Annotated in this window: 18 protein-coding genes and 2 pseudogenes; 12 read left to right on the forward strand and 8 right to left on the reverse strand. The window is 69.8% G+C overall.

Annotation, left to right across the window (positions count from 1 at the left end):
* Window positions 1-54: 54 nt before the first annotated feature.
* Window positions 55-1,992 carry a BTAD domain-containing putative transcriptional regulator gene (locus AB5J87_RS36770; RefSeq protein ID WP_369383100.1) on the forward strand — a complete coding sequence of 646 codons (1,938 nt, stop codon included), beginning with the start codon at window positions 55-57 and terminating at the stop codon, window positions 1,990-1,992.
* Between the two features lie 211 nt (window positions 1,993-2,203).
* Window positions 2,204-2,457 (forward strand): annotated as a pseudogene (locus AB5J87_RS36775) (flavoprotein); the annotation flags it as partial.
* A gap of 20 nt (window positions 2,458-2,477) precedes the next feature.
* On the opposite strand, the gene AB5J87_RS36780 reads toward AB5J87_RS36775, so the two are convergent.
* Complete coding sequence (locus AB5J87_RS36780; RefSeq protein WP_369383101.1) at window positions 2,478-3,392, reverse strand: methyltransferase domain-containing protein; 915 nt, start codon at window positions 3,390-3,392, stop codon at window positions 2,478-2,480.
* A gap of 120 nt (window positions 3,393-3,512) precedes the next feature.
* Between AB5J87_RS36780 and AB5J87_RS36785 the strand changes: the two genes are divergently transcribed.
* The 3 genes from AB5J87_RS36785 (at window position 3,513) to AB5J87_RS36795 (ending at window position 5,804) form a co-directional block, all read left to right on the forward strand.
* The gene (locus tag AB5J87_RS36785; protein WP_369383102.1) at window positions 3,513-4,250 is read left to right on the forward strand and encodes a HEAT repeat domain-containing protein; all 738 of its coding nucleotides are present in this window, start codon (window positions 3,513-3,515) and stop codon (window positions 4,248-4,250) included.
* A 282-nt stretch (window positions 4,251-4,532) separates the two neighbouring features.
* Window positions 4,533-5,441 (forward strand): hypothetical protein, encoded by a 909-nt coding sequence (locus tag AB5J87_RS36790; RefSeq protein ID WP_369383103.1) that lies wholly within the window; start codon window positions 4,533-4,535, stop codon window positions 5,439-5,441.
* Between the two features lie 219 nt (window positions 5,442-5,660).
* Window positions 5,661-5,804 carry a hypothetical protein gene (locus AB5J87_RS36795; RefSeq protein WP_369383104.1) on the forward strand — a complete coding sequence of 48 codons (144 nt, stop codon included), beginning with the start codon at window positions 5,661-5,663 and terminating at the stop codon, window positions 5,802-5,804.
* A 30-nt stretch (window positions 5,805-5,834) separates the two neighbouring features.
* Here AB5J87_RS36795 and AB5J87_RS36800 read toward each other — a convergent pair whose 3' ends face one another.
* Complete coding sequence (locus tag AB5J87_RS36800) at window positions 5,835-6,602, reverse strand: N-acetyltransferase (RefSeq protein ID WP_369383105.1); 768 nt, start codon at window positions 6,600-6,602, stop codon at window positions 5,835-5,837.
* A gap of 1,270 nt (window positions 6,603-7,872) precedes the next feature.
* On the opposite strand from AB5J87_RS36800, the gene AB5J87_RS36805 reads away from it, so the two are divergent.
* Window positions 7,873-8,904, forward strand: coding sequence for a quinone oxidoreductase (locus AB5J87_RS36805; protein ID WP_369383106.1), 1,032 nt, complete (start codon window positions 7,873-7,875; stop codon window positions 8,902-8,904).
* Window positions 8,905-9,237: 333 nt separating this feature from the next.
* Here AB5J87_RS36805 and AB5J87_RS36810 read toward each other — a convergent pair whose 3' ends face one another.
* Window positions 9,238-12,159, reverse strand: coding sequence for a BTAD domain-containing putative transcriptional regulator (locus AB5J87_RS36810; RefSeq protein WP_369383107.1), 2,922 nt, complete (start codon window positions 12,157-12,159; stop codon window positions 9,238-9,240).
* Window positions 12,160-12,315: 156 nt separating this feature from the next.
* Between AB5J87_RS36810 and AB5J87_RS36815 the strand changes: the two genes are divergently transcribed.
* The 5 genes and pseudogenes from AB5J87_RS36815 to AB5J87_RS36835 all read left to right on the forward strand — a co-directional run bounded on the left by AB5J87_RS36815 (window position 12,316) and on the right by AB5J87_RS36835 (window position 15,599).
* Entirely contained in the window at window positions 12,316-12,849 is a 534-nt protein-coding gene (locus tag AB5J87_RS36815) for a hypothetical protein (RefSeq protein ID WP_369383108.1), read from the forward strand.
* A 50-nt stretch (window positions 12,850-12,899) separates the two neighbouring features.
* Window positions 12,900-13,076, forward strand: a pseudogene (locus AB5J87_RS36820) (ATP-binding protein); the annotation flags it as partial.
* 426 nt (window positions 13,077-13,502) lie between these two features.
* On the forward strand, window positions 13,503-13,715 hold the full coding sequence (locus AB5J87_RS36825) for a putative ATP-grasp-modified RiPP (RefSeq protein ID WP_369383109.1): 213 nt from the start codon (window positions 13,503-13,505) through the stop codon (window positions 13,713-13,715).
* Window positions 13,716-13,962: 247 nt separating this feature from the next.
* The gene (locus AB5J87_RS36830) at window positions 13,963-14,253 is read left to right on the forward strand and encodes a hypothetical protein (RefSeq protein ID WP_369383110.1); all 291 of its coding nucleotides are present in this window, start codon (window positions 13,963-13,965) and stop codon (window positions 14,251-14,253) included.
* Window positions 14,254-14,669: 416 nt separating this feature from the next.
* Window positions 14,670-15,599 (forward strand): tectonin domain-containing protein, encoded by a 930-nt coding sequence (locus tag AB5J87_RS36835; protein ID WP_369383111.1) that lies wholly within the window; start codon window positions 14,670-14,672, stop codon window positions 15,597-15,599.
* 132 nt (window positions 15,600-15,731) lie between these two features.
* On the opposite strand, the gene AB5J87_RS36840 is transcribed toward AB5J87_RS36835, so the two are convergent.
* Window positions 15,732-16,553 (reverse strand): spirocyclase AveC family protein, encoded by an 822-nt coding sequence (locus tag AB5J87_RS36840; RefSeq protein WP_369383112.1) that lies wholly within the window; start codon window positions 16,551-16,553, stop codon window positions 15,732-15,734.
* Between the two features lie 602 nt (window positions 16,554-17,155).
* Between AB5J87_RS36840 and AB5J87_RS36845 the strand changes: the two genes are divergently transcribed.
* A protein-coding gene (locus AB5J87_RS36845) for an IS5 family transposase (RefSeq protein WP_369383113.1) occupies window positions 17,156-17,949 on the forward strand; the annotation gives its coding sequence in 2 pieces (ribosomal slippage) (window positions 17,156-17,570 and window positions 17,570-17,949; 795 coding nt in all).
* Here AB5J87_RS36845 and AB5J87_RS36850 read toward each other — a convergent pair.
* Genes AB5J87_RS36850 through AB5J87_RS36865 form a run of 4 tightly spaced genes read right to left on the reverse strand, consistent with a single transcriptional unit; the run spans window position 17,897 to window position 26,117 of the window.
* Window positions 17,897-18,418, reverse strand: a complete 522-nt coding sequence (locus tag AB5J87_RS36850) for a hypothetical protein (RefSeq protein ID WP_369383114.1) — start codon at window positions 18,416-18,418, stop codon at window positions 17,897-17,899. The two genes, AB5J87_RS36845 and AB5J87_RS36850, sit on opposite strands and share 53 nt — an antisense overlap.
* 48 nt (window positions 18,419-18,466) lie before the next feature.
* Window positions 18,467-19,741: an NAD(P)/FAD-dependent oxidoreductase gene (locus tag AB5J87_RS36855; RefSeq protein ID WP_369383115.1), complete on the reverse strand. Its 1,275-nt coding sequence runs from the start codon at window positions 19,739-19,741 to the stop codon at window positions 18,467-18,469.
* A 41-nt stretch (window positions 19,742-19,782) separates the two neighbouring features.
* Entirely contained in the window at window positions 19,783-21,348 is a 1,566-nt protein-coding gene (locus AB5J87_RS36860) for an SDR family NAD(P)-dependent oxidoreductase (protein WP_369383116.1), read from the reverse strand.
* Window positions 21,243-26,117 (reverse strand): acyltransferase domain-containing protein, encoded by a 4,875-nt coding sequence (locus tag AB5J87_RS36865; protein ID WP_369383117.1) that lies wholly within the window; start codon window positions 26,115-26,117, stop codon window positions 21,243-21,245. Before AB5J87_RS36865 ends, AB5J87_RS36860 begins: the two co-directional genes overlap by 106 nt.
* Window positions 26,118-26,674: the final 557 nt, after the last annotated feature.

A 26,674-nucleotide genomic window follows, 5' to 3' on the forward strand; every position in this document is an offset into this window, starting at 1 on the left:
GCAACCGATCAGTACGGTTGGCCACGGATGGCCCCTGGCACGGAGGATGGGTGCATGCGAATCGACGTGCTCGGTGTGGTGCGGGCCCTCCACGACGATGGCAGCCCGGTTGATCTGGGCGGACCGCGCCATCGTGAGGTGCTCGCCCGGCTCGTCGCGGCCGAGGGACGGATGGTCACCACCGACACTCTTGTGAACGACCTGTGGGCCGATCCGCCGGCCCGCGCCGTCGGCGCTCTGCGTACCTTCGTGGCCGCGCTGCGCCGCGCCCTCGAACCCGACCGGCCGCCCCGCACTGCGCCGACCGTCATCGTCACCGAAGGCCCCGGCTACGTGCTGCGCCTTCAGCGCGAGAACGTGGATGTCCATCACTTCCAGGACACGCTCGCCCGAGCCCGGAGCAACCCCGCGGCGGTGACCGACCTCGGTGCGGCACTCACGGCGTGGCGCGGACCGGCCTACGCCGATGTGACCGGCTCCACCTGGGCGCAGCGCGAGCGGACCCGGCTGGAGGAATTGAGACTGGAGGCGGCGGAACTGCGCGCCCGCATCCTCCTCGACTCCGGAGAAGGGACGGATCTCGTCGCCGAACTGGGTGCCCATGTCACCGAGCACCCGTGGCGCGAGCCGGCCTGGGAGCTGCTCGCCCGCGCGCTGTTGCGTGCGGGCCGCCAGGCCGACGCGCTTGCCAGCCTCCGCCGCGCCCGCACGATGCTCGTCGACCAGCTCGGGCTCGACCCCAGTGCCAGCCTCCAACACCTGGAAACCGAGATCCTCACCGGGGCCGCACCCCCTGAAGGAGCACGTACCGGATGGACCGGCCCTGGTGTCAGGCTCGGCCCGCGCACCACCGTGGAGCTGGCCCGCACCCTCGCACTGGCGGGTGGCGATGCCCTCCTGCGCTCACGGCGCGACCGCCTCGCCGCCATCCAGGCGGCACAACGCACCGGAGACCTCTCCCTGACCGCCCGGGTCATCGGAGCCTACGACGTGCCGGCCATCTGGAGCCGGGCCGACGACCCCGAGCAGTCCCGCGCGGTCGTGGCTGCCGCGGAGCGCACGCTCACCGGACTCGGCCCGGACGGCCCCGCCGACCTGCGCGCTCGCCTCCTGGCCACGGTCGCCATCGAAAGCCGAAGCGCCGATCTGTCCACAACCGAACTGGAGCACGCGCGGCAGGCCGCACGTCAGGCCGAGGAGCTCGCACGGAACCTCCCCGATCCCGCCCTGCTGGCCTACGCCCTCAACGGGGTGTTCCTGCAGTCCTTCGGCAGCCCCGGCCTCGCTGCGGCACGGGACAGGACCGGCACCGAGATCCTCGACCTGGCCACTCGGCACGACCTGCCGAACTTCGCCGTACTCGGCCGACTGATCCGCCTGCAATCCGCCTCGGCCCTCGGAGACCTCCACGACGCAAGCTCGCACGCCGATGCCGCCGATCAGCTCGCCGCCACCACCGAGGCGCCCCTCGTCCCCGTCCTCACCCGATGGTTCAGGGCCCGCGCCACAGCCGCCCGCAGCACCGAACCGGGCGGACCGAGCGCGGCCACGGCAGCAGCCCACTACCGCACAGCCGAGGACAGCCTCCGGACGGCCGGAATGCCAGGGCTGCACCGCGGCCTGTTCCCGCTCGCCCTGCTGGGACTGCGCCTGCTGCACGACCGGCCCGCGCCCACCGACCCTCACCTCGACTGGGGCCCCTACGGATTCTGGACACGTCCCCTCGTGCTGCTCGCCCAGGGGCGGGGTGAGCAGGCCCGCACAGCCCTCGCTGAGGTGCCCGAACCACCCCATGACCACATGCAGGAAGCCATGTGGTGCCTGACCGCCCGCGCCGCCGTACTCCTCGGCGAGCGCGGAATCGCCGCGCATGCTGCGGCTGCTCTGCGGGAAGCAGATGCAGAACATGCGGGGGCCACGAGCGGAATGCTGACCCTGGGCCCAGTGGCGCGATACCTGGCAGAGGCGCAGGCATGCGCCGGAGCGAGGTAAGCGACCGCAGTCTGCGAGTCCCGGGTCCGTCCGTATTCACCCCACGGCCCCGGCGGAATCAGGACGCCATGACATGCGGGGGCATCCGTCGCCGACGCAAGGCAGCGACGGTCCCGACGCCACGCGGGGTGCGGCACTGCCGCTGGCGCAGGACAAGTCCGACTGCCACAGCTGACGCGGCGTTGGACTGCGACCCACCCCGTACAGGCGTGAGCGGGACACAGACGGCCGCCTGGTCCTGGTCGCCGAGGAGTGCCCCCCGCCTCGATACGGTCGACGAGGTCATCGCGCTCACCGGCTTCCGCCCCGACCTGACCTTCCTCGACGAACTCGGTCTGAACCTTGACGAGCGCCTGCAGACACCGGTCGAACCGGCCCCGCTGATCGACTGCAACCTGCACTCCTGCGGCACCGTCCACCGGGCACGGCCACCGCGAGCTGTCCCGCCCCGAACAGGGCGTCTACCCGGAGGAGGGGACCACAGCTCACACGATCTGAATCTTCTGTCGCCCGTTCCGCACCGTGACGTGGTAGTCGGCGTCCACGTACCGCGGCCAAGGCCCGGTGACGGTGGGCCAGCCCAGCTCCTCGAACGACCGCTCGGCGCGCTGGCCGCGGACCTTCATGAAAGCGACGCCGGTGACGAGACGGCCGTCGCCGCCGCCCTGTCCGTCCGCGATCAGGCGGAGCAGGGCGTCGTGGCCGAAGGGCCCGTACAGCGGGGTGATGACGACCGCGCCGGGTGCGGCCTGGTCGAGCCATGCGCGGGGGACCTCGCGGACGGCGGCCGTGCAGATGATCCGTGTGTAGGGAGCACGATGCGGGTAACCCAGTTCTCCGTCGCCCGCCACTACGGCCGGCCGCAGCCCGAGGCCGGCGAGTGAGGCGCGCGCCCGATCAGCGAGCTCTGTGTCGATCTCCATGGTGACGATGTTCTCGGCGGGGACGCGCTGGGCCAGGAGGGCGGTGCTGTAGCCGGAGCCGGTGCCGATCTCCAGCACCTGGTCGGCGGGGTGGGGGTCGAGGTGGTGGAGCATGTCCACGACGGCGGCGGAGCAGGACACCGCGCTGGTGAACGGTGCGTCGGTGGGCCCGTCCTGCGGGCGCACCGCCCCGTCGGCGACCTGCGTGATCAGCGAAGTGCGCGGCCGGTAGACCCCCCGCAGCCAGGCCCGGGGCCGCTCCCGACGGTCGATCACATAGTGAAGGCCGTCGTCGCGGGGGTTGGGCCACCAGTACTGGTCGGGAACGAAGTGTTCACGGGGCACCGTCAGGAATGCCTCGCGCAGCCACGGCCGCCCGTTGAAGTGCCCCTCTGTACGGGCGTCGATCTCGGCGGCGCACTGCGCGCGCAGCTCGGCGGCGAACGCCGCGAGGTTGATCGCCGCGGTGTCAGTCATCTTCTGGCTCCGGGTCCGGCCCCTGCGGCGGCATCGGATTGCCCGGGTCGCCCGGACTCGACGAGTCCCCGCCCACCTGCCCGTCGCTGTCTCCACGACTGCCGCCCATGACACCCTCCCATGATCAGATCAGATCAGATCGTCGGCTCGGCGCACACCCTGATGCGCGCCCTCGCACCCCCAGACGACCAGCAACACAGCGTGACGGCAAGCGGCTTGCAGGATCTGCACGCGGGGCGGCGAGTGCGGGGCGCCTCCCAGGAAGATGGGAAAACCCTTTGCCGGGCTTTCCGGCGTGCCGCGAGACTGAGGACCATGCTCGGATTCGCTCAGACCGACAACGAGACCCTCGTCTCCTGTTTAGGTGACCGCCAGCGTGCGGTCGCGGCGTACCACGCTTTGTTGCGGCGCGGCGAGAACGCGTTGAATGCCATCCGTGCCGGCCTGCACCACGAGCATCCGGCAGTCCGGGAGGGCTGCTGCCGACTTCTCGATCACCTGGTCGACACGGATTCCATGGACGAGCTCATCGTCATGGCTGATGACCCCGACGCCCGGGTCAGGATCTCCGCCTTCCATGCCCTGGCCTGCGACCGGTGCAAGGGCGACACGTGCGCGCCCGGCGCGGACCGGGTCCTCGATCCTGCACTGCGTCATCTGGACTCTGATCCGGATCCGCATGTGCGGAGCATGGCCGCCGAACTCGTCGGCAAGTTCGCCCACACCGACGTCCGCGCCGTCGCCGCCCTGGAGGCGTCCCACACGCGGGATTCGAGTCCGGCCGTCCGTAAGAAGGCTGGCTGGTACATACCTGGCGGGACCATCTACGAACGGACCGTCCCGAGGGCTCCCAAGTAACCGGGCGCACATGGCGCAGGCGCAGGCTGGTGCCTTGCAGTTCGGTGACGAGCCCGCTTTGGAGTGAATGCACGTGTCCGCCCGCTGTCGAAGGCGACGAAGGGGCGTTGCGCTACCTGCGGCGCGCGGCCGGCAAGAACGACACCGGCCGGGGTTTCTCGGCTGCTTGTGGGTCATAAACGCTGTTGATGGGGTGATCAGTCGTTACCGGGTACCCGGTAACGATCTGTCGCGCCAAGGTGGAATCGTCCCGTCCGCCCATTCAGTGAAGCGACGATTCTCTTGAAATCCACGCGTATCGCGGCCCTCGCGGTCGTCTCGGTCCTGTCCCCGGCCACCTGGCCGTCCGCCCCCGCGGCGGCGGACGAATCCCGTCCGCCCGCCGTGTCCGCTCCCGACGCGACGGAGGAGCGCAAGGCACAGCGCGTGCTGGTGGTCCCCAGCGTGAGCGGACTACCGAAACGGTTCCTCGCGGGCGGCGAGTGGCAGGAGTTCACGCTCACCCTGGACAACACCGGGAAGGAGGTGCTGCGGGACCTGATCCTCATGCTGTGGTGGCAGTTCGACGATGAGTACCCCGGCCTGCAACTGGACCAGGTGAGGATCGAGATGAAGGTCGACGGGGTGTGGCGGGAGCAGACGTTCAGCCCGCCACAACCGCCGCAGCTCGTCAACTCGGATCCGGCCCTGCGCGGGCATCCGATCCGCCCCGGGAGGAACGACTTCCCGCTGCGCATGAAGTTTACGGCGGACACTCCGTCGCAGTTCTACTCCTTCGGCGCGGGGGTGAACGAGGAGTACGGCGACGCTGAGGGCGCCGGGTGGACCCCGTCCGAGATCTACCGCTCGGCCGGCCCGGAGCCGACGCCGGACCCCGAACCGACGCCGGACCCGAAGCCCACCGCGGACCCGAATCCCACCCCGACGCCGACGCCGGACCCGGAGCCGAAGCCCGACCCCACTCCCGGCCTTGGCGGGAAGCCGGCCCCGGGTCCCGGAGGCGCGGACCCGACCCCCGATCCGGCCACCGACCCGGCGGGGACCGCCTCGCCGGAGCCCGCGGCGGACGGCAGGCTGGCCGACACCGGCGGCGGCACCGGCCCCTGGCCCGTCGCGGCGGGTGCGGCGGTCGCCCTCGGCACCACCCTGACCATGCTCGCCCGCGCACGACGGCGCCGCGAGGAGCATTGACGGCCCGCTGAACCCGTCGGACACGCCCTCATGCTGCGTTCCTGTTTGAGTGGGTAAGAGTGCTGGTAGCAGGGCGGCGCAGGTGCTCGGGGTGGGCGCTGGACGATGGTGTTGTGGGCGCGGCCCAGCCACGACGAGGCAGAGCGAAAGAGGGTGAATCGGCTGGTCGGGGCGCGGAGGGCTCCACGTGGTCCGGCGGTCCGGGCCCGGATGGTGTAGTTGAGCTGGTCTGGGCTGCGGGTGCCGGTGATCGCCGATGGGTTGGGGCGCGGGATCCTCACCAAGCTCCGCGCCGATTCGGCCCGCGCTCCCCAGTTCCTGCGGGCCCTGCTCGTCCTGACGAACCTCGAAGTCAACCGCTGAGATGATGCTTTGTCTCGGCGAACGGTGTGGTCAGCTGGTGGGCGGCTTCACGTCGTGCCGGATCCATACATTGGGCTCGACATAGACGGCTTGGTCATGTGCGGTGTCGCAGTGCACCGGGACGAGAGCGCCTGGCACGTCGATGTCGCCGCTGCTGGTGAAGGGCAGGCCGGTCCACTGGCGCCACTGGGACAGTGAGCCGCTGACCGTCATCGATGCCGGGGCGATCTTCTGGATGCTGCCACCGGCCTTGACGTGCACTCGGAGCCAGGGGTCGGTCGGAAATCCGTCGTCGCCCTGTCGCCGGATGTAGTCGGTCATGGTGACGCGCGGTTCGCGGTACTTGGCTGTGGGACGGACCGGGGCCAACAGCACGTTGTGGCCCTGTCGCCCGACGGCGTCCCGCAGCGCGGCCAGCATGCGGTAGGACAGGCCGCGGCCGAGATAGTCGGTGTCCACCGTGATCTCCAGAGCACTGGCTGTTGTCGGTGAGTGCCCATGGCGCTGGTCGCGGAACGCCCAGACGAGTACCTGGTCCCAGCCCTTGTCCGGCATCTCCTCACGGCCGTCGAGCTCTGCGTTGAACGGCACGCTCAGCCCGCGGGCCACGACACGGTCACCATCCGTTGCCACCACGCAGTACCGAGGGAACTCCTGCGCCACCCGGCCCAGCAAGGCTTCCCCTACCTGATCGTGCGGTATGAAGGCCGGCCACGTCTCAGCGATCTCGTAAATACGGGAAAGCAACGACGGACGCTCATCGAGGGTGGTGATCACAATGCTGTCTATCTCGTTCACGACCGGGACACTGCCACAGGAGCAGCCCCCCTGGCCAGCGGCTTTGTCCCAAGAGGTACGCCATGGTCTCACCCCGCTAAACCGTCCAAGAGTGCAGGCATGCGGCCATTCGCGATGATTTCTTTCCTTCGTGCCAGGAGGGCACACCACACCGTCCTCGGTATCCACGACAGGGTGGTGGTCCGAACCCTCACGTGCGGGCGACGGCCAGGTGGCCTCGGTCCAGTGCTGCGCCATGGGGCTGGAGGAGTGATGGCGAGCGGGGTGCGCGTCCCGCCGGTCCGGCGATCGGTAGGCACGGGGCGCGGAAGCCTACCTACGACACCGATATAGCCAGGTCTGAATTGAGCCGATCCGTTCCACTCAGCGGACCAGCTGCTGGACGCTACGTCTCGGCCCGGACGGCCATGCCTGGATCGTTCACGCACCCTGACGGTGAAAGGGCATTCGCATGCGCGGAAGATCAAGAAATGGGTACAGGCTGATTGGCCGGCTGGTCGGTTCTGCGGGCAAGTCTGTTGACTGTTACGGCGGTTGGAGCACTTGTGGGCGCGGCACCGGGTGCGGCCACGGCCGCGCCCCAGCACATTGCCGCCGCCTCCGGTTCCTCGATTGCCGCAGCCCGCAACGGGGACGGTCAACTGACAGTGTTCGGCACCGACAGAACCGGCGGCGTGTGGCATCGCCGGCAGTGGACTTTCTCGGACAGCGGCTGGACTGACTGGTACAAGTTCGACGGAGCCCTGACCTCAGTCGCTGCTGAGATCAATGCCGACGGGTGCGCGGTGTGGACGCACCGTCACCCGCCGGTATGACGGCCTGGGATCCGGTCGCGGGGAGGGATCGGCCGGGCGACAAAGGGACGCAAGGGACTGGTGTACAGCTCGTCAACCTGGGTGCGCCGAATCGGGAGACAGGCCGGGTGTGGGCTGGTGGTCAGCTGCTGGCGTTGAAGTCGTACCAGTGGATGGGCTGGTTCCCGAGGCCAGAGGGGGATCCGGAGGCGGTGGTCGATTTCGTGCGCCGCGCAGTGGAACTGCCGGAGGCTGCGGCGGTCCGGGTGGGTGGCTGTACGGCGGTGTGGAAGCGGCGGGCGGTGCATGCATCGCCCCTTGACGGCCTCGGTCTCCTGTCTCAGACCCGGGTGCAGAGCAGGCGTCTCAGCTCTCGGCGGGGGCGCCGGGCTGGTCTGCTTGCCGGGAATCGGATCGCCGTCAACGGAGTTGGTGGGGGATGAGTTGTTAATCGCCATCAACGGGGTTGGTGGGGGATGAGCCGTTATCGGAGAGTCATGCGAGCGATTCAGGTGTACGAAGTGGGCGGTCCCGGGGTGCTGCAGGAGGCCGAGGTGGACCAGCCGCGGCCGGGTCCGGGCGAGGCGGTCGTGGAGGTCGCCGCATCCGGGGTCAACTTCCTCGACGTCTACCACCGCGAAGGCCGCTACAGCCTCCCGCTGCCCTTCACCCCGGGCGCTGAGGGCGCCGGCACGGTCGTCGAAGTCGGTCCCGGCGTCACTGACGTCGCCGTGGGGGACCGGGTCGGCTGGGTGGAGATTCCCGGCACGTATGCCGAGCGGGCCGTCGTGGACTCCTCCCGGCTGGTGCCGCTGCCCGACGACATCGGCTTCGAGACCGCCGCCGCCGTACTCCTGCAAGGTATGACCGCGCACTATCTCGTCAAGGACGCCTACCCGGTTCAGCGGGGCGACACGGTGCTCGTGCATGCGGCTGCCGGCGGCATGGGGCTGCTTTTGACCCAGCTCATCACCCATCTCGGCGGCAGGGTGATCGGCACCACGTCGACCACGGCGAAGGCCCAGCTGGCGAAGCGCGCCGGGGCCGCCGAGGTGATCCTTTCCTCCGCGGTCGACGACCTCGCAGCCGAGGTGAGGCGGCTCAACGGCGGCCAGGGACTGCCGGTTGTCTTCGACGGCGTCGGCGCGCACACTTTCGACGCGAGCCTCGCCAGCCTGCGACCTCGCGGCCATCTCGTACTCTTCGGCGCGGCAAGTGGCGCCGTCCCGCCGTTTGATCCGATGCGGCTCGCCCACGGCGGTTCGCTGACCCTGATCCGCCCCAGCCTCGGGGACTTCATCGCCGACCGGTCCGAACTCCTGCGACGGGCCGCCGATGTGTTCGCGTGGGTGCGCTCCGAGGCGCTTGAGGTCGCCATAACGGGCCGCTACGCACTGTCCGAGGCCGCCCGGGCCCACAGTGATCTGGAGGCACGGCGTACCACGGGCAAGCTGCTCGTCATACCCGATGCGGCCGCCATCGGACGCCGCCAGGAGGCGCAGAGCTGATCGCGGGTGACGAGGTCGGGGATCTTGGAGACTGAGATGCGAGGGCATGGCCGGCCGTCATCGCCAAGGTCCCCGACAGCATCAAGCCAGGGCAGGCTCGCGTGTCGGTCTCGACCGGCCGCGGACACTGGTCCGTTCGAATGAGTCCGGGTTACGGCATGTATGCGCACGGGGTGGGAGAGGGGCGAGTTCCGCCTCTGCCGCTACCGCCGGTCGAGCTGACGAGATGGTCCGTGAACCGGGCGGATGTATCGCGCATGCGTGCGCGGCGGAATCCGCCCCCAGAGAGACGGGTCAAGTGACTGCCTTTTCCGCATTCTTGGGGGTCTCACCTCAAGGCGATGACGGTCGCGCTGGAGCGCTCGTCTGGTTGATGTCGCCGATTGTCCGCCACAGCTGCAGTGCCCGCTCTCGGTGTTGGCGGGCCATGTGGTGGATTCCGGCGGCGGCGTCCAGGTCGCCGATCAGTTGCCAGCACGTGGCCTCGTCTTGGCGGTCGCCGTGCCGGTGGAAGAGGCCCGCCGCGCGTTCCAGTGCCGGGCTTGCCCGGTGCCGGTCGTTTTGGCCTGCGTACACGCGGCCGACTTCCAGCAGCGTGTAGGCAACGCACCGCTCGTCGGCCAGTTCCTCGAAGGTGGCCGCCGCTTGCCACAGGCAGCGCAGTGCCTCGTCCGGATCACCGCGCCGGTCGTGCAGCCGGCTGAACCGCCGCAGCACGACTGCCACGCGATGCCTGTCGCCCAGGGCGCTGGCCTGGCTCAGGGCCCTGCGGAACCAGGACTCCGCTTCGTCGGTTTTGCCCTGCATGAGCTTCAGTACGGCCAGGGAGCAGGACAGCTGCGCTTCGGTGTGCCGGTCGCCCTCAGCGATCGCGATGTCCAGCGCGTGCTCTACACGTTCGAGTGCTTCGTCGTCACGGCCCTGCACCCGGCTGACCGTACCGAGCATCGCCACCGACAGCGCCTCGCCACGTTTGTCGCCGCCGCTCTGGCACAGCCCGAGGGAGGATTCCAGAGCCCGGGTGGCCCGGTCGAACTCGTCCTGGTAGATGTGCAGCTGGCCAAGACCGCGAAGCAGCACCGATGAGCCGCGCGCGTTGCCGGCGGACTCGGTCGCCTCCAACGCGAGCTGGTGCCCGTGCTGCCAGTCCTGATACAGGCACCGGTGGTCGTAGTAGGTTGCCGTGCCGGCTGCCAGTTCCCAGGCCAGTTCGTCCAGACCCCAGTCCACGGCCAGTTTCACCGCGCCGAGCAGGTTGTTGCGTTCCGCGTCGAACCAGCCGAACGCATCGGCCATCAGCCGGTCCACGACCGCCCCGGGCAGCGACCGGCGCGGTGCCGGACCGGGCGCGGCTGCCAGCAGTCCGGCTGTCGGCAGCCGGTCGGTGCCGCGCTCGACCAGGTCGAGCCAGACGGACAGGACTCGGATGATCGCGTCCCGCTTGTCCGCCGTGGGCAGCGGGGCGGCGCTCTCTACGGCACAGGTCCTGATCAGGTCGTGCAGCCGGTAGCGCGGCTGGCCGATGGCGTCGGTGGCGGTCAGCCGGACCAGGCTGGCGTCGACGAGGGTGTCCAGTACTTCGTCGCCGTCCGAGCGGTCCAGCAGCGGGCCGACCACCCAGCCGGGCAGGGTGTGGGCGCCGAGCAGACCCAGCAGGCTCAGCGCGCGCACCGCGTCGGCGGGCAGCAGCCGTAGGCTCAGTTCGACGCTGGCGCGTACGCTGAGGTCCCCTATCCTCAGCTCGGCCAGCCTGCGGGACTCGTCTTCGATCCGTTCCCGCAGTACGCGCAGTGACCAAGCAGGGCGGCCCGTGAGTTTGCCGCTGGCGATCCGGATGGCCAGCGGCAGGTTGCCGCAGCAGTTGAGGATTGCGTCGGCCTCCGCCGGTTCCCGCTCGGCCCGCCGCCCGACGATTCCCGTGAACAACTCCCGTGCCTCTGCCGGGCTCAGTACGTCCAGGTCGATGTGCTGAGCGCCGGGAAGCTGCGTCAGCAGAGTGCGGCTGGTGATCAACACGGCACAGCCGTGGGCGGCGGGCAGCAGGGGCAGGACCTGATCGGCGTGACCGGCATCGTCCAGCACCACCAGCATGCGACGGTCCGCCAGCAGCGACCGGTAGAGCGCAGACCGCTCGGCCAGGCCCTTCGGGATCGCGCTGCCGGTGATCGAGAGCGCGCGCAGTGCCTCGGCCAGCATCAGCCCCGGGTCCCGTGGCTCGTGCGATGTTGCCGCGAGGTTGAGGTAGAGCTGGCCGTCGGGGAAGTGGGCGCTCGCCAGCCGCGCGGCGTGCGTCACCAGGCAGGACTTGCCGACACCGGGGCCGCCCACGACAACGGCCACCCGGGCCCGGTCCGACGCCGACCCGTCGAGCAACCGGGCGAGCTCGGCCAGCGCCTCGGCCCGGCCCACGAAGTCGGCGACATCGAGCGGCAGCTGACGCACGGGCATCGCCATGGCAGGCCCGGCGGCTGCCACGTCAGGGCTTTGCGGTGGGGTGTCTGGGAGTGCGTTGACCGGGACCGGAGCCGCCAGGGCGGGATCCGCGGTGAGGATGCGCTGGTGCAGTGCCTGCAGCGGCGGGGTGGGGTCGACGCCGAGTTCGTCGGCCAGTGTCCGGCGCAGCCGTTCGTACACCTGCAGCGCCTCGCCCTGTCTCCGGCACCGGTAGAGAGCGACGATCAGGTGTTCGGCGACCTGCTCGTCATAGGGGTGCTCGCCCAGCAGAGCGGTGAGCTCCTCGATGACCTCGCGATGCCGCCCCAGGCCGAGTTCGACGGCCAGGCACTGCTTGTGCGTGGCCGCGCGTTGCACGTTGAGTCGTGTTGCGTCGGCCTCCAGGACCCGGCTGGAGATGTCGGCCAGGGCGTTCCCGCGCCAGCAGGCCAGCGCCCGCCGCAGCGCGGCAGCCGTCTCGAACGGGGCCGTGTGCCGTTCGGCGAGGCGCCGCTCGTGGTCGAACTCCAGCAGGTCGAGCTGATCCGGGGCCAGGTGGATCTCGTAGCCGGCGCGCCGGGTGCTGATCAGGGAGCCGGGCGCTCCGCAGGCGCTGAGGTTGCGCCGCAGCCCGGAGAGGGCGTCCTGGACCTGACGGACAGCGGTGGCGGGCGCTTTCTGGTCCCACATCACGGCGACGAGCCGTTCCACGGCAACGCTCGTGTTGGCGTCGATCAGAAGGGCTGCCAGCATCTTGGCCTGCCGCGGCCCGTCGAGCCGGACCTCGCGCCCGGTGATCTGGGCGTGTAACGGCCCCAGCACCCCGAATCTCATGTACCCCCCCCGGTACGTGAAACGTGACGCCACCCCGACTGACCGTGCAGTAGTGCGAATCTAGGACGACTCAAGGACGCATGTCCATAGCGTCACCGTGCGGTATCGAGCTGTTCCCACACAACGAAAAGAAACGGGGATCAGATGACGAAGAGGTTCATGCCGAAGACGTGGGCGTTGACCGCGGTGACGGCGACGGCGGCCGCCATGGCCCTGGTGGGGACGGTCGGTGCGACGGGGGCCGCGGCTGCCGACGCGGCGAGAGTCAGCAGCGTGACGCCGGCTCACTCCGCGGCTGCTCCCGCGGGTGCGGTGCTGGTCAAGGAGGTCAAGACGGCGCAGGGTACGGTCGACATCTACCGGCACTCCGCTGCGGAGGTCCAGCCCTTCTCCGCGTCCGGCTGCGCGGGTGGCAGCTTCGAGGTCTGCATCAACATCAACGGGAGCGGGACGTTCGTCTACTACATCGAGAACAAGACGCACTTCCCCAGCGCCGGCACGGTGAACATGCAGATCAACGGTCCCTCGGGCGTGATCGCTCAGACGGGCAACTTCTACGAGAGCGGCGGCTGGTACAGCTTTGTCGTGAACTTCGACTACAACGTGGCGCGCGGGTACTACTGCGCCACGTCCTTCACCTACACCTCCCGCCAGGGCGCCTGTGAGACCGTGAGCTGACGCCTCGGCACTTCGGCGACGGGCAACCGTGCTCCGCGGCGGTTGCCCTCTCCATTGCGGTCTCCAGCAACCTGCACCCCTCTGGCTTCGACGAGATCATGCCCAAGACACTCGCCACGGCCACCGTCGACCGTCTCATGCACCACGCCCACATCGTCGTCACCCAGGGTGACAGTTATCGGCTCACCCAAGCCACCAGCGGGCAGGGGGTGAGGCCCTTCAGCTGAGCTCAACCAACCCTCGGGCGGGGAGTTTAAATGACCGCCAGCGGGGAGCACTCGACGGCCACAGACGGGGAAACCAAACGGCCGCCGACGGGGAGCATGAGATGGCCATTGACAGACGCGAGTGCCTTCAGATCGGACCACCTCGCAGCGTACGTGGCACGGTGCGCGGCGCGACGCCCTACGCTCCTGGCCTGAGTTGAGCCAGTGGGGGACTGGGCGGGACGCGCACTTCGGACCGCGCGGAGGTTCCAGTCTCCAGTCCAGTGTGGCGTTCGAGGCCCTTCGAAGGCGCGATCGCGACCCCGCTGGGGTGCCCGGTACGGACGCTGTCTTCCGAGAGGATCGCGGGAGCGTCACTCTGAGCGCCGAGGCGAACAGCAGGGGGTAGGGATGCGCGGGCGGATGGCGCCGTGGGGGTTGTCGAGGATGAGGCCGTTCCCGGATGTCGTGACGCTGCCGGCAGCCGAGGTGCTTCTTGATCCAGAGCGGCAGACAGGCCGGTGGCTGGGCCCGGACGGGAGCGAGGTGCCGGTGGTGGACCGGCACAAGTGCTCGGAGACCTCGAAGGAGACGACCACCAAGACGAGCCTGGACGGCACCCCGGACCAGGGCAGTGACCAGGAAGGCGACGCCGATTGACCGCGGCGCGGCCCGTCGCGGTGGTCTCCCGGGTGGATGACGCGACCGCGGACTTGGTGATCGACGAGCTCAACCTGGCGCCGGGTGCCGGTGATCCGGCTCGATTCGGCCGACTTCCCCGACACCGTGAACGTCCGCGCCCGCCTGGACAGTCTGGGCCTGGCCGGGGTCCTGCAGACGGCAACCCGAACCGCCGCCCTGGACCAGATCCGGGCGGGTGTACTGGCGGAGACCCCAGGCCTATGCCGTGTCCGAAGGCGTTCCGGAACCGCAGGCACGCTGGTGTGCCGAGGAAGCCCGCTATGGACTGGGCGGCATCCTGGCGTCACTGCCCGGCGCACACTACGTCAACCCCCCCTGGCGCAACCGCGATGCCGAGTACAAGCCGGCGCAGCTGGCGGCTGCTGCGGGATGCGGGTTCGACGTGCCGCCGACCCTGCTCACCAACGATCTCGCCGCGGTCCGCGCCTTCGTGCACGAGTGCAAGCGCGTCGTGTACAAGCCGCTGCGCAGCACGGACTACCGCGACGAGCGCTGACGGGGAGGGATGTGAAACTTGCCGTATTCCGGCGGAGTGTGGCTGTGCCAGCAGGCGAGGCGGGCGGTGAGGTGCCGACGCCTATCGATGCGGTGTGCACGTGAACGCCTGCAGGTCAGGTGATCGTCTGGCTGGCAGTGCCGGAGCGTTCGCGGAGTCGCCACGCCTGTCGTCATGCTCCTCTTGCGGTCCGTGACCAGGCAGAACATGCAGGCTGCTGTGTGGCTGGGAAAGACCCTCCGGGAGCTGTCCTGGCCTGCTGAGCGGGAGCGCCGCTGGACGACTTGCTCCCGCCCGAGCCACGATTCTCATCGGTCACCCACGCCTCATAGGGGAGGGAAATTCACATGTGGAATAAATCAGGAAAAGAGACCAGGCGTCTTGGTCAGCTGATCAGGACTCTCAGAGCAAGTCTGTTGGCCTCGGCGGTGGTTAGCGCGTTACTGGTCGCGGTGCCGGGCGTCGCCACGGCCGAGCCTCAGCGCAGTGCCGACTTCCTGGGCTCCTCGATTGCCGCGGCTCGCAACGCGGACGGACGGCTGGAGCTGTTTGGCACTGACAGCAGCGGAGGTGTGTGGCACCGCTGGCAGACTTATGCCGGTGGTGGCTGGTCGAGCTGGGAAAAGTTTGACGGTGGTCTGGTCTCCGTCGCCGCCGAGACCAATGCCGACGGACGTATGGAGCTGTTCGGCGTCGATCGCACCGGGGGCGTGTGGCACCGCTCGCAGACCTACGCCAACAGCGGTGTCTGGTCGAGTTGGGACAAGCTCGACGGCGCACTGACGTCAGTTGCCGCGACTCGTAACGCGGGCACCATGCACCTGTTCGGCACCGACAGCAGCGGGGGTGTGTGGCACCGCTGGCAGACCTCTCCCGGTGGCAGCAACTGGTCGAGCTGGGAAAAGTTTGACGGTGGTCTGGTCTCCGTCGCCGCCGAGACCAATGCTGACGGACGTATGGAGCTGTTCGGCGTCGACCGTACCAAGGGCGTATTCCACCGTTGGCAGATCGAGCCCAGCAGCAGCCTTTGGACGAGCTGGGACAAGCTCGACGGCGCACTCACCTCGATTGCTGCGGCTCGTAACGCGGACGGTCGAATGGAACTGTTCGGCACCAACAACGGGAACGTCTACCACCGCACGCAGAACTCCCCCAGTGGCACCAGCTGGGGCGGGTGGCTGCCGCTCGATGGCCGGTTGGGCGAGGTTGCCGCCGAGACCAATAACGATGGGCGGGTGGAACTGTTCGGCGTCGACGGTGACGGAGGCGTCTTCCACCGCTGGCAGACCTCGCCCGGCCGCGGCTGGTCCGACTGGGTGAAGTTCGACGGAGTACTCAGGCCCTGAGCGGTTCAGGCCGTGCTTCCCCGGCCGGGGCCCGCGCCTGTGGCCGGAGAAGCGCGGCCGCTCACCCGTAGATCCCGGGGCAGCGGTATGCGGTGGGCTGGGCTGGCGAGGGTGGTGTCTCAGCGTCGGCTGTCACCGGGGCCAAAGGAAGTCCGGCGTGTCGGCGGGCGCGGGGTTCGCGAAGAGTGTGGCTGTGGCGTTGACCGCCATGTAGCCGAGGGTGGCGACGTTCGCGAAGCCGACGCCGGCCAGCAGCCGCGTCCAGTTGTCGCCCCGGCTGACCGCTGGTTCCGTCCCTCGGAACATGTGGGGGATTGTGGCGTGGGCGCGCCAGTTGTGCCGCGTCATGGCAGCCACGGTGAGGAACACGGTCCACGCGAAGCATTCGTAGAGCGGGTATTGGTACCAGTGGCCACCCCACAACGAGAGTGATCGGACAGCGCCTGCCCATGCGTAGGCTCCCGTGCTGATGGCCAGCGCCTCGAAGAAGCAGACCGTGACCAGCCCGGCCAGGAGTCCGAGGGGCAGCATGCGGGCTCGTCGCCAGCGCGGTCGTCGTCGTGCGACCTGGTCGATCAGCCACCATTGGGTCCATACACACGCGATCATTGCCGCGAAGCCCCCGACCCCGGCGAGGCCGATGGCCGTCTCGATGTTCAAGTGTGAGTCGGAATGGCCCTGCCAGCCGGGGATGTAGGGGCCCCAGGAAGGCAGGTGGAGTGCGTATTGACTGTGCAGGGCGAACGGTCCGGAGTAGTCGTAGAGCGGATCTTGCCAAGCGCTCAGGGTGTAGCCGGCGAAGAGGGCGGCGTCGAACGTGATGAGGCCGGCTCGGCGGCACCCTCTCACGACGACAACGGTGATGACGACGAGCAGAGTGATGTCGAGCGCTGCGCCCATCCAGGCCAGGGCCGCACGGACACGGGGGATGTCGACATCGGGATTGAAGGTCACGCGGAGGTTTCCGTCAGCCGCCCATCGGCCCAGGACCCATGCCTGGACCGCGAGAAACATGCTTCCCAGCGCAGCCCAGATCGTCGCTGGTCTGGGCCGTGCTCGTCGGCTGGCCGCGGATGTCACCTCGTGTCGTGTCATGTGTTCACCTCATGTGTCACCCGCTGCGGTTGTCTGGTGGGTCGTTGCGGGCTGGGGCCGTGTGGTGTGGGTGGAGGTGGTTCACCGGACCCAGCGGCGGCGGGCTGTGCGATGGCGGCTGGCGCGGGCCGTGCAGGGCCGCCCAGATCGCGGCTGGCCTGGCCACCCGAGCCAGCGGACTCGACAGGCTCAGAAGCTGTATCTCAACCGATCATGGAACGTGCGGGTCGAACAGGTTTCCCGCTGGGGTGATCTTCCCGTTGTGCGCGCATGAAGACAGGGCCTCTCGGTAGCTCGGGGATGCGAATCTGACCGAGCAGTGCCGGGAGGCCCTGATGTCGTTGTTGTACGCGTTGGAGCCCGTCCAGTTCAACTCGGCTGCACGATCGTGTGATTGCCTCGCGCACGTGTACGGCAATGCGGCCGACCATCCCGACCGGGAACGCCGATATCCGTCGGACATGACGGACGCGGAGTGGGCGGCCATCCGGCCGTTGCTGCCGGTGCCGCCCTGGCTGAGGGGCAGGGGCGGACGCCCCGAGGGCTACTGCCACCGCCAACTGCTGGACGCGGTCCGCTACCTGGTCGCGGGCGGGATCTCGTGGCGGGCGATGCCCGCGGACTTCCCCGGCTGGGGCCGGGTTTACGCCTTCTTCCGCCGCTGGCGCGAGCAGGGGCTGATCGCTGAGTTCCACGACCGGCTGCGAGGGAAGGTCCGTGAGCACGAGGGCCGTGAGGCCGAGCCCACGGCGGGAATCATCGACGCGCAGTCGGTGCGGGCCGCCCCATCGGTGCCGGCCGCCTCACGCGGCTACGACGGCGGGAAGAAAGTGCCCGGGCGAAAGCGGCACATCGTGACCGACACACTCGGTCTGCTCTGGTCGTCTGTGTCACCGCCGCGAACATCGGTGACCGCGACGCCGCTACGGGCCTGCTGCAGCAGCTGCGCCGTCTGCACCGCGACATCACCCTCGTCTGGGCCGACGGCGGCTACACCGGCTCCCTCGTCGACTGGTGCCGGGACAGACTCGCGCTGACCTTGGAGATCGTCAAACGCACCGACGACATGACAGGGTTCGTGGTGCTGCCCAGGCGCTGGGTGGCAGAGCGCACGTTCGCGTGGCTAATGCATTCGCGCCGGCTGGGCCGGGACTACGAGACGTTGCCGGCCAGTAGCGAGGCGATGATCCGGTGGTCGATGGTCACGCGGATGAGCCGGCGTCTGGCACGGCCACGGGCCGCCGCCCGGCACTGAATGCCCCCGACTCCTCCATGAGGAGCCACCCGCGCTCGGCCAGGCGCCGGGCCTTCGAGCGCACCCCCTCGACCTTCGCCGACGTTGTCTCCAAGCCCAGCCGAGCCGTGATCTCCCTGGCCTTCAGCGGCCCCTGGCCCGCAGGCTGCCGCTCGTCGAGCACGCCCAGAATCCGCTGATAGTCCGGCGCCAGCACCGTCACCGGCAGTCCTTCGCGCCAAGGCGGCACGATCGAACCCGGCACCGGCGAGGGCGCGGTTTCCGCCTTCGCCGCGGTCACGGCGGTGGTCTCGGCAGCCGAGGCTGCCAGGGCCTCGACCAGCTCCTCCCGCGCGATCACCCGTCGGTCCAGCTCGATCTCCGCGGCCTCCAACACCCCAGCCAGCCGCGTAACTTCCTCCCGCAGACCCTCCACTCGCACCCGGGCTGCTGTCTCCCGCTCCTCCAGAATTCCCAGCACCGACGCCATCGCGCACCCCCCGATCACGGAGCCGAAACAAGACGCCGCATGCCTCCCTCATTCCGAGCTAGACCATGCCTGACCAGCGGAAATCAAGCGATGATGTTCGGTTGAGATACGGCTTCTCAACACGTCAAAGAAGGTCTGTGCTGCGGCGGGATCGTGTGCAGCCGCGGCGCGGAGCCGGTCGACGCCACGTTGCGCCAGGCGCAGGCCGGGCGATGGGCGTGGTCCTTTGGCGCCCGGGTAGCGGATGTCCTCGGCGGTGCACACCGTCCACGGCAGGTCGGCGGTGCGGGCGATGGCCCGCTGGATCTGGCGGCATTCCGCACTGCCCAGGTGGTCGCCTGGCCAGGCTTTCCGTAGCGCCAGTGCGCTCAGCGCCGCGACGGTCATGCCTTGTCCGTAGAGCGGGTTGAAGGTGGTGCTCGCGTCGCCGATCACCAGCAGGCCGGCCGGTAGGGACGGGAACCGGTGGTAGTGGCGGCGTTGGTTGGCGGTGTCGCGGAATCCGGAGATGTGTGTGACCGGGCGAGTGCTGGTGAGGAGTTCGCCGATGAGAGGGTGGCGCAGGCTGCGGGCGAATCGCGTGAATCCTTCCTCGTCCAGCGGTGGATGAGCACCCTTGGTCCCGGACAGGGTGATCACCGCCTGGCCGCCCTCGATGTGGAGCCAGAAGCCGCCACGGCCCGGGACGCTGTCGCGCGGGTCGGCCTGTACGGTGACGCATCGATGCGTTGGTGCCTTGGCGGGGACCTGGACGATACGACTGGCGTACGCCAGGCCGGAGTCCACCACGGTGACGGGCACCGGTCCGATCCCGAACTCAGCCAGCCACTGGGACGTCTTGGAGCTGCGGCCGGTGGCGTCGATGACCAGATCAGCCGCCAGTTGTCGCGAGTGTCTGATGTCGCGGTGGCGGATGCGGACGCCGCGTACGCGGTCGGCGTCACCTGTCAGTCCCACCACCTCGGCACCTTCTATCAGCTGGATGCGGTGTTGGCGCAGGAGGTGGGTGTGGACTGTCCACTCGACCAGGGGCCTGCTGGCACCGAGGATGAAGTGACCGGTCGGGTAGGGGCGCATCCATCCGTACGGACCGTAGATCAGGGTCTGCTCGGCGAGACCGAGGTGGTGGGCGCCGTGGTTGAGCAGGCTGGTCAGGGCACCGGGCAGCAGGGTGTCGATCGCGCGGGCGCCGGTGGAGAGCAGGCCGTGCAGGTGCCGGCCCTGGGGCACGCCCTTGCGCACAGTGGGGTGCTCGGGCATCCGGTCGCGTTCGAGGATCGTCAGGGTGTCGGCGTACTCGGCGATCGCCGCGGCAGCCAGCATCCCGGCTATCCCACAGCCGAGGACGACCACCCGGGGACCCTTCATGTCAGCACCGGCGCGGGTGTTTCAGCGGCTTCGAGGCGGTCGGCGAGGTGGTGGGCCAGGGCGCTGATGGTGGAGTGCTTCCAGATGGCCTTGGCGGGGATCCGGATGCCGAGTGCTTGGCTGATGTGGACGCAGAGTTGAGTGGCCATCAGGGAGTCCAGGCCGTGATCGGTCAAGGGAGTGTCGGGGTCCACCATGGCGCGGTTGCGGCGCAGGATGTCGGCCACATCGGTGGCCAGGAAGTCGGCGACCAGGGCGCGCCGGGTGACCGGGTCGGCCTCCTGGAGTTGTGTTTGGAGCTCGGCGTACTGGCCCTGTGCCGCGTCTGCCGGGCGGGGGCCGGCGAGGGCGGTGAAGAAGGGCGTGGTGTGCAGACGTTCCCCGATGAACCGGCGTGCGTCGCGTGGGGGGAGGTACCCGGTGTGTGCCCGGGTGTGGCTGAGGATGGTGCGGCAGGCGGCCAGCCCCTCACTGGGGCTGATCATGGTGAACTCGCGGTCGGCGAGGGCTGCGCCGCGTCCGTGGTCGGCCCAGGCTCCCCACTGGATGCTGTGGGCGGGCAGGCCGTGGGCGCGGCGGTGCTGGGTGAAGGCGTCCAGCCAGCCGTTGGCGGCGGCGTAGGCCCCTTGGCCGGGGTTGCCGATCAGGGTGGCGGCGGAGGAGAAGCCGAGCCACCAGTCCAGCGGCTGGCCGACGGCGGCCTGGTCCAGGTGCCAGGCACCGAGCGTTTTGGCTCCCCATACCTGGGAGAGCAGTTCGTCGTCGATGCCCGCCACGGTCGCGTCGTGGATGCTGGCGGCGGCGTGGGCGATGCCGCGCAGCGGGAGTCCGGTGGCGGTGGCGGCGGCCACGAGCCGGGCTGCGGTGGCCGGGTCGGTGATGTCGCCGAGTACGACGGCGATGTCGGCCCCGCCCCGGCGTAGTTCGTCCAGGACCCGGGCCGCGTCCGGGCCGGGCCGGCTGCGGCCGTTGAGGATGATGCGGCCGGCGTGGTGTTGGGCGAGATCGCGGGCCAGCAGCAGGCCCAGCCCTCCCAGCCCCCCGGTGATGAGATAGGACCCGTCGCCACGGGTGAGGCGGACCTGGCCGGGCGGGACGATGGCGGGTGTGCTGCCGTCCTGGGGGATGGTGACGACCAGCTTGCCGGTGTGCGCGGCGGCTGCCATGGTGCGCAGGGCACCGGCGAGGTCCTCCAGCGGGTGGACGGTGTGGGGGAGAGGGGTGATGCGGCCCGCGGCGACTTCCTCGCCGACTTCCCGGGTCAGCTCCCGGGCCAGGGCGGGCAACTGCGCGGCGATCAGGGTCAGATCGACGCTGGCGAAGGTGATGTTGCGGTGGAAGGGAAACAGTCCCAGCTGGTGATGGGCGTGGATGTCCTTCTTGCCGACCTCGATGAAGCGCCCGCCGGGGCGGAGCAGGTCCAAACTGGTGCGGAGGGCAGGACCTGTCAGGGAATTCACGACGATGTCGACCCCCTGGCCCTTGGTGGCAGCGCGGACGTGCTCGGCGAAATCGAGGGTGCGCGAATCCCCGATGCTCGCGACGCCGAGGTCTCGCAGCATCTCCCGTTTGGCCTCGGTGCCCGCAGTGGCGTGGATGACCGCGCGGCGGTCTGGGCCAGGGCGATCGCGGCCTGGCCCAGACCGCCGGTCGCGGAGTGGATCAGGACATGCTCGCCCGGCTGTACGCGGGCCAGGTGGTGCAGCGCGTACCAGGCGGTCAGATACACCGCGGGCAGGGTCGCGGCCTCCGGGAAACTCATGCCCGGGGGGATGCGGAACACGGTGTCCGCGGGCAGCGTGACGAAGGTACCCAGGGCACCCGGGCCGAAGGCGGCGACCCGGTCACCGACCCGCAGCCCGGTCACCGACGCTCCGACGGCCGTGACTTCGCCCGCGCAGTCGAGCCCCAGCGGGATGGCGGCGGTGTCGTCGCCGGGCAGCGTGCCCAGCGCGTTGAGGACGTCCTTGAAGTTCAGGCCCGCGGCGTGCACGCCGATCTCGACTTCGCAGCTCCCAGGTGGGCGTCGGGGGCGGGTGACCAGCTCGACCGAGTCGAGATCGCCGCGGTGACGAGGTGAGGGTGCCAGGCCGTCGCGGCCGAATGAGGCCACCGTGGTGTGGCGTTCGTCGTCCCTGAGCGGGGCTTGGCGCAGGCGGGCGATGTGGCGGACGCCGTTGCGCCAGGCGGTCTCGTCTTCGCTGTCTCCACCGATGAGTTCGGCGGCCAGCTCCTTCGCGGTGTCGGTGAGCGGGCGGATACCGGGGTCGAGGTCGACCTGGGTGGTGCGCAGTTCGGGGTGCTCGCCACCGATGACCCGGCACAGGCCCCGCAGTGCGGATTGCTCCAGGTTGATGCCGGTGGTGCCGGGGGCGGGCTGGGCGCCGCGGGTGATCACGTACAGCCGGAACTCGCTCCCCAGCGGCATGTCGGCCAGGGCACCCACCGCGCGGGCCAGGCGCCGCACTCGCAAGCGGGCGTTTTCGACGCCTTGGAGGGTCTGGTGCTCGGGCGGGGCGGGGCACAGCAGGACGACGCGGTCGCCTCCGGAAGCGAGATGCTCGGTGATCGCGTGAAGGAGTGCGTCGCTGTCGTGCAGGGCGGCGGCAGAGACGTCGGCCCGCCCGCCGGCCGAGGACAGGACGTCGGCGAGCTTGGGACCTAGCTGGTCCCCGTGCTCCTCGACGCAGACCAGCCACGTCCCGTCGGTGCTGGTCCGCTCCGGGCAGGGGGACGGCTCCCAGGCAACCGCCAGTGTCCGGCCGCTGATCGCGGCGTCGTGGCCGTTCTCGTCCGTGTGGGCGGTGGAACTGCCGATCCGGGCCTCGGTGATGCGGACCAGGACGGTGCCGTCCTCGGCCAGCAGATCGACGTCGGCCTGTGCGCCGTGCTGGTCCACGGTGTGGAGGCGAGCTTGGCACCAGCGGGCCTGCCGGGGGTCGCCGAAGCGGCGGACGGCGCCCATGCCCAGAGGCAGGAAGGTGGCCTCGGCGGTGAGGATGTCGCGGTGGGCGCCCATGGTCTGCAGGCAGACATCCAGCAGTACCGGATGCACCGTGAAGGCAAGGGGCGAGGAACGGTGCTCGGCGGGCAGCATGATCTGGGCGGTGACGGTTCGCTCGCCCGGCTCGACGGCGTGGACAGCGGTCAGAGCGGCGAAGCCGGGGCCGTGCAGGATGCCTTTGCGCAGCCCGACCGCGTAGACCGGGGCGACGCTGGATGCCGCCTGCTCCGTGGCCAGCGGACCGGGCAGGTCGGCAGGCTCGGGGACCGGAGAGTTCCGCGGCAGACGGCGCACCGTGGCGGTGGCCAACAAGAGGGGCTGCTCGCCGTCGGCGCAGGTGATCTCGACGGCGGCGTGGTCCGGGGCCCGGAAGGTGGCCCGGGTGGTCACCGAGGTATGTGCGCCGAGGCTCAGCAGGGCATGGAAGGCGAGGTCGCCGACGTCGGTGGAGGCTTCCGTGCCGAACAGCTCGCCGGCCGCGGCCAGAGCCATCTCGGCGTAGCAGGCGCCGGGCAGGGCCGGGGTGCCGAAGACACGGTGATCGGCCAGCCAGGGGTGGCGGTCGGTCCCGATGTCTGCCTGCCACAGATGCTGTTCGCCCCGGCCGTCATCCGGGAGCCGCACGTGTACGCCCAGCAGAGGATGCCCGTATGCGTGCTCCTCGGGCCGGGACCGCATGCTCTCGGGCATCCACAGGTGCCGCCGGGCCCAGACCGGGAGCGGCACCTCGGCGAGGTCGCCGTCGATGTGTTCCGGCCAGTCCAGCGGTACGCCGGCGCAGTGGGCGATGGCGGTCTGGGACAGCAGCCCGGACGGGTCGTCGCCGCCCCGGGTCATGGTGGGCAGCGTGACGATCTCGCGCCCGGCGTGCGCGGCGGTGTCAGCCACTGCCCGGAGCAGTAGTGGGTGCGGGGCGACCTCGACGAAGATGCGGTGTCCGTCGGCCAGCGCGGCACCGCAGGCGCCGCTGAACCGCACGGGGTGGCGGAGGTTGTCCCGCCAGTACCGGGCATCGAAGGCCGGCACCGCGCGAGGGTCGGTGAGGACCGTGCTGTAGAAGGTGACGTCGTCCGTGCTGGTACGGGGTTTGAGATCCGCCAGACAGGCTTGGAGTTCGGGCAGGACCGGGTCGACCGCAGGGCTGTGTGAGGCCACGTCGACCGCGATGACCGCAGCTGCGATGCCACGCGATGTCCATGCCGATACGAGTGCATGGACGCGGTCGCTGTTCCCCGAGACGATCGTGGCTGCGGGAGAGCTCCAGGCCGCGATGGCGACATCGGTGTGGGCAGCGGCCAGGTCGGCCTCAACCTGAGCATGGGGCAAGGCGACCTGGGCCATGGCACCGCCACTGGCCAGCTGTGCGGACAGCCGGGACCGGCGGCAGATGACCGCCACCCCGTCGGCGAGCGACAAGCCCCCGGCGACCACCGTGGCGGCCACCTCGCCCATGGAGTGGCCGATCACCGCTGCCGGTTGCATCCCCCGCGCACGCCATGCCGCGGCGAGGGCGACCTGCATGGTGAACAGCGCCGGCTGCACCCGGGCGAACCCCGTCACCACCTCGTCGGACTGGATCGCCGCACGGACCGAGAATCCGGACTCGGCCCGCACCAGCGGCTCCAGTGCGTCCACCGCCGCGGCGAACGCGGGCTCCGCCGCCAGTAAGGCACGGCCCATCCCGGCCCACTGCGATCCTTGCCCGGAGAACAGCCACACAGGACCCTGCCGGTGCCGCCCCGCCGTCCCGGTCCAGACATCGCGATCCGGTTTCCCGGAGGCCAGCCGGCGCAGCCGCCGTGTCAGCTCCGTGCGGTCCCGTGCGGCCAGCACCGCCCGCGCGGTGCGCTGTTCGCGCCGGTGCGCCAGCGTGTGGCCGATGTCGGCGAGCGAGATGCCGGCGCCATCGCCCTCCAGCCAGTCCGCGATCCGTCCGGCCGTCTCGGCCAGCGCCTGCTCGGAACCCGCCGACACCGGATACAGCCGGCTCGCCTGCTCCTGCCCGCAGGGCTCGCAGGCAGCTCGGGCCGGGTCGGGTGCCTGCCCGACCAGGACGTGGGCATTGGTCCCCGACATCCCGTAGGAGGAGACGGCGGCCAGACGCGGCCCGTCCACCTGCGGCCACGGGGCCGTTGCCGTGGGGACGAACAGGCGGCAGCCGCTGGGATCGATCTCCGGGTTCCACCGGGTGAAGTGCAGGTTCGCCGGGATCTGTCCGTGGCGAACCGCGAGCACCGCCTTGATCAGCCCGGCGATCCCCGACGCGGTCTCGCAGTGCCCGATGTTGGTCTTGACCGACCCCAGGGCGCAGGGCACCGCACCGGCACCATAGACGTCCCGCAGTGCGGTGTACTCGATCGGGTCGCCCACCACCGTGCCCGGACCGTGGGTCTCGATGAGCGCTACCTGAGACGGGTCGACCCCAGCACGGGCCAGCACCCGCTCCTGCAGCGCCCGCTGGCCTTCGACCGATGGGCTCAGCATGGTGTCGGAGCGGCCGTTGTTGTTGATCCCGGTGCCGGGCAGCACCGCCAGCACCCGGTCACCCGCGGCCAGCGCGTCGGGCAGCCGTTTGAGAGCGATCATCGCGCCGCCCTCGCCGCGCACGTAACCATCGGCGTCCGCGTCGAACGCATGGCACCGTCCCGTCGGGGACAGCACCCCCAGCGCGGAGAACACCAGAGTGTTCTTCGCCTGCAGGGAGAGCATCACCCCACCGGCCAGAGCCAGGTCGACCTCGCCGGTGTGCAGCGCCTGAGCCGCCAGGTGCACCGCCACCAGGGACGACGAACAGGCCGTGTCCAGCGTGATGGCCGGGCCACGGAGGTCGAGCAGGTAGGAGATCCGGCTGGAGGAGGTGAAGCGGGTGGTCCCGATGATGCCGTGGGCCGCATCCGGGCTCCGCAGCCCCCGGTCGAAGTCCATCATGTCCATGTAGTCCTCATACGAACAGCCCACCACCACCGCAGTCGACGATCCCCGCACGCTGTGCGGGGCGTATCCGGCGTGCTCCAGGGCCTCGCACGAGGTTTCCAGCAGCAACCGGAACTGCGGGTCGATCAGCTCCGCCTCCCGGTCGGTCAGCCCGAAGAAGTCCGGCTCGAAGCCACTCACGTCATCGAGAAATCCGCCCCACCGCGACGACGTCTTCCCGGCGATGCCTGGCTCGGGATCGAACACCGCTCCCACGTCCCATCGATGCGCCGGGACCTCGTTCACCACACTGCGGCCTTCTGTCAGGACCCGCCACAAGGCCTCCGCTGAATCGATCCCTCCGGCGAATCGACACCCAATGCCGATCACTGCGATCGGCACGACTGCTGCCATTGACACCACATCTCTCAACCTGGAGGTTCGACAGAGAACGGGCTGTGCTCAACCGCCGGGCTTCTGCTCTGACGCAGCACGCAAAGCCGTACCCCGCATGCCGGACCGATATGGACGATCGCCTCCGAGCCGCAGCGGATGCCGGACCTGCACGGTGGGTCCGGCACCCTGCGGCGAACCGGTTACCGGCCTGCGGTGTTACGTCTCACGTCGAAGCGGTTTGGGCGCAGGAAGCGGATAAGGAGAGGAGGGCTTGGCGAGTAGCGGCGGTCTCACGGACCTCGCACAGTGCGCGATGAAGGCAGGACACTGTGCACGGAGACACCGCTTCGTGCCACCGAGCCCCAGCCCGGACGCCGTTCATTGCCTACTATCAATAGGCACCTGCCCAGCGGAATCCACAACTCCCCTCGCGGGGGCGCGGAGGCGCAGCCAGAGGGCGTGCAGGCGTAACAGGCCCGAGCCCCGGTGAAGCGAGGCAGTCACGGCTCGCGGAACCGGATGGTCCATGATGGGCCGACGGGGCCGCTCGTGCTGGACAGGCGCAGGTTCACGCG

This window comes from Streptomyces sp. cg36 (assembly GCF_041080675.1).
In the GTDB taxonomy this organism is placed as follows: Bacteria; Actinomycetota; Actinomycetes; order Streptomycetales; family Streptomycetaceae; genus Streptomyces.

Excerpts from the sequence above, each read along its gene's own strand:
- AB5J87_RS36780 (WP_369383101.1), bottom strand. The coding sequence starts at position 3,392 with ATGACTGACACCGCGGCGATCAACCTCGCGGCGTTCGCCGCCGAGCTG.
- AB5J87_RS36770 (WP_369383100.1), top strand. The coding sequence starts at position 55 with ATGCGAATCGACGTGCTCGGTGTGGTGCGGGCCCTCCACGACGATGGC.
- AB5J87_RS36850 (WP_369383114.1), bottom strand. The coding sequence starts at position 18,418 with ATGGCGTCGGTGCTGGGAATTCTGGAGGAGCGGGAGACAGCAGCCCGG.
- AB5J87_RS36855 (WP_369383115.1), bottom strand. The coding sequence starts at position 19,741 with ATGCTGGCTGCCGCGGCGATCGCCGAGTACGCCGACACCCTGACGATC.
- AB5J87_RS36785 (WP_369383102.1), top strand. The coding sequence starts at position 3,513 with ATGATCAGATCAGATCAGATCGTCGGCTCGGCGCACACCCTGATGCGC.
- AB5J87_RS36815 (WP_369383108.1), top strand. The coding sequence starts at position 12,316 with ATGACGAAGAGGTTCATGCCGAAGACGTGGGCGTTGACCGCGGTGACG.
- AB5J87_RS36805 (WP_369383106.1), top strand. The coding sequence starts at position 7,873 with ATGAGCCGTTATCGGAGAGTCATGCGAGCGATTCAGGTGTACGAAGTG.
- AB5J87_RS36860 (WP_369383116.1), bottom strand. The coding sequence starts at position 21,348 with ATGCTGCGAGACCTCGGCGTCGCGAGCATCGGGGATTCGCGCACCCTC.
- AB5J87_RS36825 (WP_369383109.1), top strand. The coding sequence starts at position 13,503 with ATGAGGCCGTTCCCGGATGTCGTGACGCTGCCGGCAGCCGAGGTGCTT.
- AB5J87_RS36865 (WP_369383117.1), bottom strand. The coding sequence starts at position 26,117 with ATGGCAGCAGTCGTGCCGATCGCAGTGATCGGCATTGGGTGTCGATTC.